Raw genomic sequence first — 9828 nt, 5'->3', positions numbered from 1 at the left:
TGCGGGTTTGCAGGTGGCGGTGGTCAATGGGCCGGAGCAGGTGGTGGTTTCCGGCGGGCTGGATGAGCTGGATGTGTTTGTGGCTCGTTGTGAGGCTGAGGGTGTGCAGGTGCGGCGGGTTGCGGTGGATTATGCGTCGCATTCGCCGCAGGTGGAGGAGTTGCGGGCGGAGCTGTTGGAGGTTCTTTCCGGTATTCGGCCGCGTTCGGGTGAGGTGCCGTTGGTGTCGACGGTGTCGGGTGAGGTGATCGACACCGCGGTGATGGATGCGGAGTACTGGTTCACCAACCTGCGTCAGACGGTGCGTTTCGATCAGGCGCTGCAGACTCTCCTGGACGCGGGCCATCGGGTGTTCGTCGAGGCGTCTCCGCATCCGGTCCTGCTCGGCGCGGTGACGCAGAACGCCGACCACAAGGGCGTGCAGGGCGTAACCGCCGTAGGCACCCTGCGTCGCAACGAAGGAGGCCAGGCGCGGCTGTTGCAGCACGCGGCGGAGGTGTTCGTCGCCGGAGTCGACGTCGACTGGTCGGCCTGGGTGCAGGGCGGACGGCTCGTCGACCTGCCGACGTACGCCTTCCAGCACCGGCGCTACTGGCAGCCCGCCACCACGGGTGCCGACGTCGGCACCGTGGGGCTGGACACCGTGCGGCACCCCTTCCTGGGCGCCGCCGTACGACTCGCCGACAGCGACGACCTCGTACTCACGGGCCGTATCTCCCTCGGCACGCACCCGTGGCTGGCGGACCACGCCGTCTTCGGAACGGTCATCCTCCCCGGCACCGCCTTCGTGGAGATGGCCCTGCGGGCGGCCGACGAGGCCGATTGCTCCGGCGTACGGGACCTGACCCTGCACGCGCCGCTGTCCCTGCCCGAGCACGGCGAGATCGACGTACAGGTGCAGGTGGGCACGGCCGACGCCACGGGCCGCCCGGTGGACGTCTACTCCCGGCAGCACGGCACACGGGAGTGGACCCACCATGCGAGCGGCGTCCTCGTCGAGGAGCCCGCCGCGCCGCCCGAGCACACCGGACCGCTTCACGGCACGGCATGGCCGCCCGCCGAGGCACCGCGGCTCGACCCGGCCGCGCACTACGACACGCTCGCCGAGGCCGGACTGGAGTACGGCCCTGCGTTCCAGGGGCTGTCCGACGTGTGGCGCTCCGGCGACGAGGTGCTCGCGCAGGTCACCCTGCCCGGCCGGCAGGCGGAGGACGCGGCGCGGTTCGCCCTGCACCCGGCCCTGCTGGACGCGGCGCTCCAGGCGGCCGCGGTGCACGGCATGGAGGGCAGGGACGGCCGCACCCCGCTGCCGTTCTCCTTCGGCGAGGTCACCCTGTACGGCCGGGGCGCGAGCGAGGTGCGGGTGCGCCTCACGCCGACCGGACCGGACACCTTCACCGTGGAGGCGGCCGATCCGACCGGAGCGCCGGTCGCCCGTATCGACTCGCTCCTCGTGCGGGCCGTGACCGCGGACGACCTCACCCTCCCGGACAGCAGCACACAGGCGCTGCTGTCCGTCGAGTGGACCGAGACCGAACTGGCCCGGGCCGCCGACGGCGACACCACCGCGCCGCAGCCGACGCTGCTGAAGGTCACCGACGCCGGACCCGCCGGACCGGACGCCGAGGACGCGCCCACCCGGGTCCGCCGGGTGCTGCACGAGACCTTGCGCCGGCTGCAGGAGTGGCTGGCGCAGGACCGGCCCGCCGGGGAGCGGCTGGTGGTCGTGACCCGCGGAGCCGTGCTGACCGGCGCCGAGGAGGAGGGCACGCAGCCGGACCTCGCCCACGCCGCGGTGTGGGGCCTGGTCCGGGCGGCCCGCGCGGAGAATCCCGGCCGCGTCGTCCTGGTCGACGTCGACACCGACGGCACGTGCGACGTCCGGGACGCCGCCCGCTCAGGCCTGCCCGAGTCGGCGATCCGGTCCGGCCGCAGCTATGTGCCCGTCCTGCGCCGTCAGGCGAACGACCCGGCCGGTGACGCCCTCGACGCCCTCGGCACGGGCACCGTCCTGATCACCGGCGGGACGAGCGGGCTGGGCGCCCGGGTGGCCCGGCACGCCGCCCGCCTCGGCGCCCGCCACCTGCTGCTGCTGTCCCGGCGCGGCCCCGAGGCCGAGGGAGCCGAGGCCCTGCGGGAGGAACTCACCGCCGCCGGCGCCCGGGTCACCGTCCGGGCCTGCGACGTCGCCGACCGGGACCAGCTGGCACAGGCGCTGCGGGAGGTGCCGGAGCAGTACCCGCTGACCGCCGTCATCCACTCCGCGGGCGTCCTGCACGACGGTGTGATCGAGTCGGTCGACGCCGACGGCCTGGACACGGTGCTCCGGCCGAAGACCGACGCGGCCTGGCACCTGCACGAGCTGACGGCCGGTGAGGAACTGTCCGCCTTCGTGGTCTTCTCGTCCGTCGCGGGCGTCCTCGGCGGGTCCGGACAGGGCAGCTACGCCGCCGCGAACGCGTTCCTCGACGCCCTGATGCAGCACCGCAGGCGCGCCGGCCGCCCCGGCCTGTCGCTGGCCTGGGGCCTGTGGGCCGAGGCCACCGGAATGACCGGGCACCTCGGCGAGACGCACCTGGAACGGATCAACCGCGGCGGCATCACCCCGCTCGGCACCGAGCAGGGGCTGGCCCTCCTGGACGCCGCGCTGACCCGGCACGCGTCCACCGGCGCCACCGGCCACGCCGTCCTGGTGGCGGCCGCCCTCAACCTGCCGGTCCTGCGCACCACCGAGCCCGCGCTGCTGCCCCCGCTGCTGGCCGCGCTGGTCCCGGCGCGCCGCCGTGCCGCCGTACCGCGGTCCGGGGCGCGAGCCGGCGCGGCCGGGCCGGTGGTGCCGGCCAACCGGGAGGCGGTGGTGCAGCGGCTGCGGTACCGGTTCGCCCGCACGATGGGCTTCGGCACCGAGGAACTCGACCCCGCCGCCTCCCTGGTCGGACAGGGCCTGGACTCCGTGATGGCCATGCAGATCCGCAGCCTCGTCGAGGCGGACTTCGGCCAGACTCTGCCGGTCGCGACGATGTTCAACGGCGCGACCGTCGAGAGCATCGCCGACCACCTGCTCGCCGGTGCGGCAGGCTCCGCCGGTACCGCAGGCACGGCGCCCGCGGACAACGCGACAACCGCCGACACCGTCGTCGCGGACGTCGAGCGTCACCCGGCCACCCGGGACGTCGTACGGCTGCTGCGCGCCGAACAGCACGGCACCCCGAGCGTCACCCACCACATCGGGCTGGCCGTACGCCTCGACGCGCCGACCACGCCCGACCGCCTCACCGAAGCGGTCTCCCGGCTCGCCGGCCGGCACGCGGCGCTGCGTACCGCGATCGTCGCGGACACCGGCGGCGGGCAGCTGCTGGAGGTCCGGCGCGCCCCGACGGACGAACTGGTGCGCTGGTCCGCGGTCGAGGACGGCACGGACGTGGACGAGCGGCTGTGCGCGCTGATGGAGCCGCCCTTCGACCTCGGCCGCTCCCCGCTGTGGCGGTTCGAACTGCTCGCCTACCCGTCCGGCGACCAGGTGCTCGTCTACGGCGCGCACCACGCGGTCTCCGACCTTGCCTCGCTCATGCTGGTCGCGCACGAACTCGGGGCCGAACTCGGCGGTCAGGTGCCGCCCGCCGTGGTCACCAACCGCGACATCGACCTGCTGCTGCACGCCCAGGCCCCGGCCGACCAGGCCCCCGGCTCCCCGACCGGCGAGCGGGAAGCCACGGCGGACTGGCGGGACGACTTCGCCGGGGTCCGGCGGCTCGATCTGGAACTGGCCCGCCCGCGCCCCGCGCAGCGGTCCTACCGCTCGGCCATGTACCTGGCGGAACTGCCGCCGGAGCTGGCGCGGCGGGTGGCCGCCCGGGCGACCGGACTCGGCGTCACGCCCGCCGCGTTCTGGCTCGGCGCACTGACGCTGCACCTCTCCCGACTCCGCGGGAGCGACCGGTTCGTGCTCGCCGTGCCGGTGGACACCCGCATGCACGTCGGCGCGCTCGACGCGGTCGGGTACTTCGGCCTGCCCATCCCGTACGCCGCACAGGTCGAGCCGGGCGACACCGGCACCGACCTGCTGCGGCGCACCGACGGGCGGCTGAGCCGGGTCCTCGAACGCGGCGTCAGCTTCTTCGACGCCATGCCCGCGCTGGTCGAGGAGGGGCTGTACCGCAAGGACGCCCCGCTGGTCGAGGTGTACTTCAACTACATGCCGCCGCAGGCAGGGGCGGCCGAGGGACTGCGGGTCCTGCCCGCGGGCACCGGCTACTCCGACCTGGACCTGATGATCACGGTGATGCCGGGCCTGGGCAAGGTGGGGCTGGAGTACAACGCCGACATCCTCGACGAGCCGAGCTGCGCGGCCCTCGCGAGCGCCGTTCTCGCCGTGGCGGCCGAGCTCGCCGACGACCCGGATGCCACCGTCGCCGTAGCGGCCGGGCGCACCGACAGCACCGACGCCGGCGTGGCCGCGACTCCCGCCCCTTCGGACGCGGCGGCCTCCGGTACCGTGCCGGTGCCCGGGCCCAGGCACGCCCCGGACACCACGCCCGGACCGGACGCCCCCGCCGGGCACGACGCTCCGGCCCCGCACGGCGCCCCGGCGATGGCGCGGACCGAGCAGGGCGACACCGCGGCCCATGGAGTCCGGCCGGGCGGCCAGATCGCGGTGGCGGCCACCTTCGCCCTCGGTAACCTCCCGGCCCTGCTCGGGGTCGCCCTGGAGGAGGCCGATGTCGAGGGCGGGCCCTTCGATGTCGTCGAGGCGCCCTACCACCAGGTCCTGGCCGCCCTGCACGACCCCGACGGCGTTCTCGCTCAGTCGGCGACCGCCGCCGCGCTGGTCCTGCTCCGCCCCGGCGACCTGATCCGCTTCGCCCCGGAGGACACCGGCCTGCTCGATCAGCTCGCCGAGGAGTACCCGGCCGCGCTGCGCGCCCTGGCCGACCGTACCCGCACCGCGCTCGTCGTGGCCTTCCTGCCGGAGCGGACGCAGGACGAGCGGCTGCGCGCCTGGGAACGGCAGGTGACGGAGCAGCTGGCCGACCAGCCGGGCATCGCCGTGCTGTCCGCCGACTCCTGGGCCGGCGACCTGGCCGCCGACGGCGAGGCCGCGCCCGGCGGAGTCGACGACATCTTCGACCCGCATACCGACGAGCTGGCGCATCTGCCGTTCCAGGAGGAGTTCCAGGCGGTGGTGGCGCTGCGACTCGCCGACGTCGTGTGGAAGATCCGCCGGCGCGCACCGAAGGTCATCGTCGTCGACGGCGACGAGACGCTGTGGAGCGGCATCGCCGGCGAGATCGGGCCGGAGAACGTCGACCTGACCGGTCCCCGCGCGCTGCTCGCGCGACGGCTGCTGCAGTGGCGGGCCGCAGGCGTGCTGCTCGCGATGGTCTCCAACAACGACGAGGAAACCGTGCACGGCATACTCGACCGGCCGGACAGCCTGCTGCACCGGGAGCACTTCGCGGCGATCTCCGCCGCGTGGGAGCCGAAGTGGACCCGCATCGTGCGGATCGCCGAGCAGCTCGGTCTCGGCCTGGACAGCTTCCTGTTCCTCGACGACAACCCGGTGGAGATCGCCGGCGTGCGCGCCCAGCTGCCCGAGGTGCTCAGCCTGACCTGCCCGCCCGCCGCTGAACTCGAGGACTTCGTGACCCGGTTGTGGCCGATGGTGCCGCGCGCGGCGACCACCGAGGACGCCGGCCGGGCCGAGTTCTACCAGCAGGAACGGGTGCGCGACGCGGCCCGCGCGCAGATGGGCTTCGTGGAGTTCCTGGAGAACCTGCGGCTGGAACTGGACATCGAACCGGTCTCCGCCGACACGGCCGAACGCACCGTCCAACTGAGCCGCCGCACCAACCAGTTCAACCTCCGGCCCCTGCCGCTCGACACCGATCGGCTGGAGCGGCTGCAGCAGGAGGGCGAGGTGTGGACGGCGACCGCGCGCGACCGGTTCGGAGCGTACGGGCAGATCGGCGTCCTCGCCGTACGGCCGGACGGCGACGTGCTGGAGGTCGTCGCCTGGATGATGAGCTGCCGGGTCCTCGGCCGGGGGGTGGAGGACCGGCTGCTCACCTGGCTGGCCGACCGCGCGGACGCCCTCGGGTGCGCGAGGGTGCGGCTCGTGGCCGACAACACGCCACGCAACATTCCGGCGCGGCGTCTGGTCTCCCGCCTGGGCGGCGGCGAGGTCGACGCGCCGCGGCTGGAGACGGAGGTGGCACCGGCGCAACTCCGGGAGTTCCGTTCCTGGGACCTCGGATCGGAAACCGCAGCGGAGGTCAGCAATGCCTGAGGCGGGCAGCGGCACCAGCCGCAACCGCAGTGTCAGCCGTCGGCCCGACGAGGAGGTGATCGAGCGGCGCGGACCCGCCCGCGGCCAGGCGGCCGACCTGCTGGCCCGCTTCCGCAAGTCGGCGGCCGGCCCCGCCCCGCAGACGGCCTCCGCCGGCCCCGCGGTGCGAACGGAGCCGGACGGGGCCCGCGCCACCGGCAGCGGCCGGCGCCCCACTGACCCCGACCAGCTCGCCACGGCCATCGCCGGCCTGGCCGCCCGCTTCCTGCCGGACGGCACGGCCGACGTCGACACCGACCTGTTCGACGCCGGTCTGTCCTCCGTGGACGCGGTCGAACTCGTCGCCCTCATGGCCCGCGAGCTGGACGTCCCGATGAGCCTGGACGACGTCTTCGCGGACGCGCGGCCCCGGCGCCTGGCGCAGCGCGGGGCCGGGGCCGCCGGTTCGGCCGCGTCGGCCACCGGCGCGGCCGACACCGTGCCCGCGGTCCTCCCGAAGGCCCCGCCCGCCGGTCGTGGGACGCAGGCCGGGGCGGCGGTGGACGAGGACGTGGAGATGATCCTCGCCGACCTCGCGCTGGCCGACCGGCTGCCGTTCAGCCGGCAGGCCGAGCGGGTGCAGCCGCGCCGGATCCTGCTCACCGGCGCCACCGGATTCCTCGGCAGCCACCTGCTGCTGGACCTGCTGCGCCAGAGCGACGCGGAGGTGGTGTGTGTGGTGCGCGCGACCGACGACACGGCCGCCGAGAAGCGCCTCGGCGAGGCGCTGGCGAGCTTCGACCAGCCGTGGTCCTTCGAGGTGCGGCGCCGGGTCACCGTGCTCGCGGCGGACATCCGGCAACCGCGCCTCGGCCTGTCTCAGGAGCGCTGGGAGAGCCTCGCCCACGACGTCGACTCGATCGTCAACGTGGCCGCCGCCGTGGACTTCCTGCGCGGCTATCCCTCCCTGCGGCAGACCAACGTGCTCGGCCCGCTGCAACTGGCGGAGCTGGCGATGACCGGACGGCCCAAGCCGCTGCACCACATCTCGTCGGTCGCCGTCTTCAACGAGGTCGGCATCGCCACGATGGGCGAGGACGACCCGGTCGCCCACGTGGACCGGCTGTTCGCGGGCTACGACAAGTCGAAGTGGGCCGCGGAGGCCGTCCTGCGGCGGGCCCGCGAGCACGGGCTGACCGTGACGTTCCTGCGTCCGGGCGCGATCGGCGGTCACACCCGTACGGGCGTGTACAACCCGCGCGACCTGAGCACGGGACTGATCGGGGCGATCTCCCGATTCCGCACCGTGCCGGCGTTCCGGTTCATGAACCTGGCGCCGGTGGACTGGATCAGCAAGGTCGCCGCCGCGATCGTGTTCGACCCGCAGGCCTGGGGCCGCAACTACAACCTCACCGGCCGCGCGGAGACCCTGCCGGAACTGGTGAAGGACCTGAAGCTGGCCGGCATGAACGTCCGGGCCACCGGATGGCAGCAGTGGCGCGAGGACCTCCTGCGGCGGCACGAAACGGACCCGGTGCCCGAACTCGACTTCCTGGTGCGCATCCTCAGCAGCCCGACCGCCGTCAAGCTCTTCGAGGCCCTGATGTTCGGGCCCGCCGCCGGCGCGGAGCGCACCGAGGAGTTCCTGGCCCGCCACCGGCTTCCGCTACCCGAACGCTACGGCTCCGAAGCCCAGTTGAAGGCGTTCGAACGCATGGCGCGCGACGGGGTGGCCCGGCTGCCCAGCCGCGAGGATCCGCCGTACCTGTCGTTCCGGGAGCGGATGAAGGGCCATGTCGGCCCGGTCGGGGAGGAGCCCGACACCAAGTGCCGCATGGCGTTCACGCTGTCCATCGCCAGCATGTACCAGGTCGTACGGCACCGCCGGGTCGACGTCCGCGGCCAGGTCTTCTGCGAGCGGCTGCACCCGGAGCCGCTGACCGTGCTGGACGGCGAGATCTGGGTGCGCCCCGACGAGGGGATCCCGCACCGGCACGGCAACGACCATCCGCTGCTGCGCTACCGCCTGTCCCTCCAGGACCGGGACGGCGGCCGGTGGTGGCTGGAGGGCTGGAAGACGGCTCGGGCCCGGCACGACTTCTGGAAGCAGACCCGCACGCTGGAGATCACCGTGGGCCGCGAGGGCGAGGCGGCGGGCTTCGCCGGCGTGGTCACGGTGCCGGGCAAGAGCTATGTGCCCGACCAGATCGACGGCATCCGGGTCGATCCGCGCCTGTCGTCGCAGGAGCAGCGGCTGGCCAAGCTCACTTGGCTGTCGTGGTTCTTCGTGCAGGTCGGCATGGGGCTGGCGGAGCCGTCGATGCGGGCCGCCGCCGAGCTGCTCGACCTGCGGCGGGACGCCATCGACCGGGACAAGGACAAGCTGCGGCGCAAGTTCAGGAAGCTGATGATCCACAAGGAGCAGATCCGATGACGCTGAGGCCCCTTCACCATGCTCTCCGCGCCCGGGTCGAGGACGTCCCGTTCACCGCCTCCGACGGCACCCGGCTCGGACTGACCCGCGTCGCGGCCGAAGACGGCGCCGACCGCCCGCCGGTGCTCGTCCTGCACGGCCTGACCGCCTCCTCCGACATGTTCGTCCTGCCCGAGACCCGCAACCTGGTCGACGTGCTGCTGGACGCCGGCTACGAGCCCTGGCTGCTCGACTGGCGGGGCAGCTGCCGGCTGCCGTACAACGAGGGCCGGGTGCGCTACACCTTCGACGACGTGGCCCTCTACGACATCCCCGAGGCCGTGTCCCTGGTCCGGCAGCGCACCGACGGCCGCCCGCTGCTGGTCGTCGCGCACTGCATCGGCGCCCTGTGCCTGTCGCTGAGCATGGCGGCCGGGCTGGTGCCGGGGTTGGCCGGCGTGGTCGCGCAGGGGGTGTTCCTCACCCCGAAGATGTCCTGGAAGACGCGGGCCCGCCTGCACTTCGGCGGGGAGCTGCTGCGCTCCCGCTTCGTCAACATCCCCACCGACATCAGGAAGGTGGGGCTGTGGTCGAAGTACTCCCTGCTGTTCGCGGAGGTCTCCCTGGGCGCCGAGTGCAAGGATCCCAACTGCCAGATCCTGCACAACGACTCGTGGGGCGTGGGCGGTTCGCTCTTCGTGCACGACAACCTCGACGAGCGCACCCATGACCGCCTCGCGGACCTGTACGGCACCGTGCCGATGTGGATTCTGCCGCACCTGCGGAGCATCGAACTGGCCCACACGATGATGCGGTACAACGACGGCGACGGGCGCTACGACGTGCTGCCGAAGAACGCGCTGGACAACGCGGACCGCATCGACGCCCCGCTGATGCTGGTGGCGGGCGACGACAACCGGTTCTGGTACGACTCCAACAAGCTGTGCCACGAGATCCTCACGAGCCGGCATCCGCAGCTGGACGTCCGCTATGTGGAAGTGCCGGGCTACGGCCATCTCGACACGTTCATCGGCCGCGGCGCCGCGCTGGACGTGTTCGGGCACATCGTGGACTTCCTCGACGAGTGCCGCTCGACCGGCGAACGCCCCCGTCTCGCCCGCTCCGCCACCGCGGGGGAGTAGGGGGCTCG

At 73.5% G+C, this 9828-nt stretch carries 3 protein-coding genes; all 3 read left to right on the top strand.

All coding sequences use genetic code 11. The features are described from left to right. Window positions 1–13 precede the first annotated feature (13 nt). Genes ACFYZJ_RS13480 through ACFYZJ_RS13470 form a run of 3 tightly spaced genes read left to right on the top strand, consistent with a single transcriptional unit; the run spans window position 14 to window position 9820 of the window. Window positions 14–6286 carry an HAD-IIIC family phosphatase gene (locus tag ACFYZJ_RS13480; protein ID WP_388566619.1) on the top strand — a complete coding sequence of 2091 codons (6273 nt, stop codon included), beginning with the start codon at window positions 14–16 and terminating at the stop codon, window positions 6284–6286. Further along, entirely contained in the window at window positions 6279–8699 is a 2421-nt protein-coding gene (locus tag ACFYZJ_RS13475) for a thioester reductase domain-containing protein (protein ID WP_388566617.1), read from the top strand. The genes ACFYZJ_RS13480 and ACFYZJ_RS13475 overlap by 8 nt, the downstream gene beginning before the upstream one ends. After that, window positions 8696–9820 carry an alpha/beta fold hydrolase gene (locus ACFYZJ_RS13470; protein ID WP_388566614.1) on the top strand — a complete coding sequence of 375 codons (1125 nt, stop codon included), beginning with the start codon at window positions 8696–8698 and terminating at the stop codon, window positions 9818–9820. The genes ACFYZJ_RS13475 and ACFYZJ_RS13470 overlap by 4 nt, the downstream gene beginning before the upstream one ends. Window positions 9821–9828 lie beyond the last annotated feature (8 nt).

The sequence above is a fragment of the Streptomyces sp. NPDC001848 genome, from assembly GCF_042891915.1.
Classification (GTDB): Bacteria; Actinomycetota; Actinomycetes; order Streptomycetales; family Streptomycetaceae; genus Streptomyces.
This window is presented reverse-complemented; position numbering and strand designations above follow the sequence as displayed.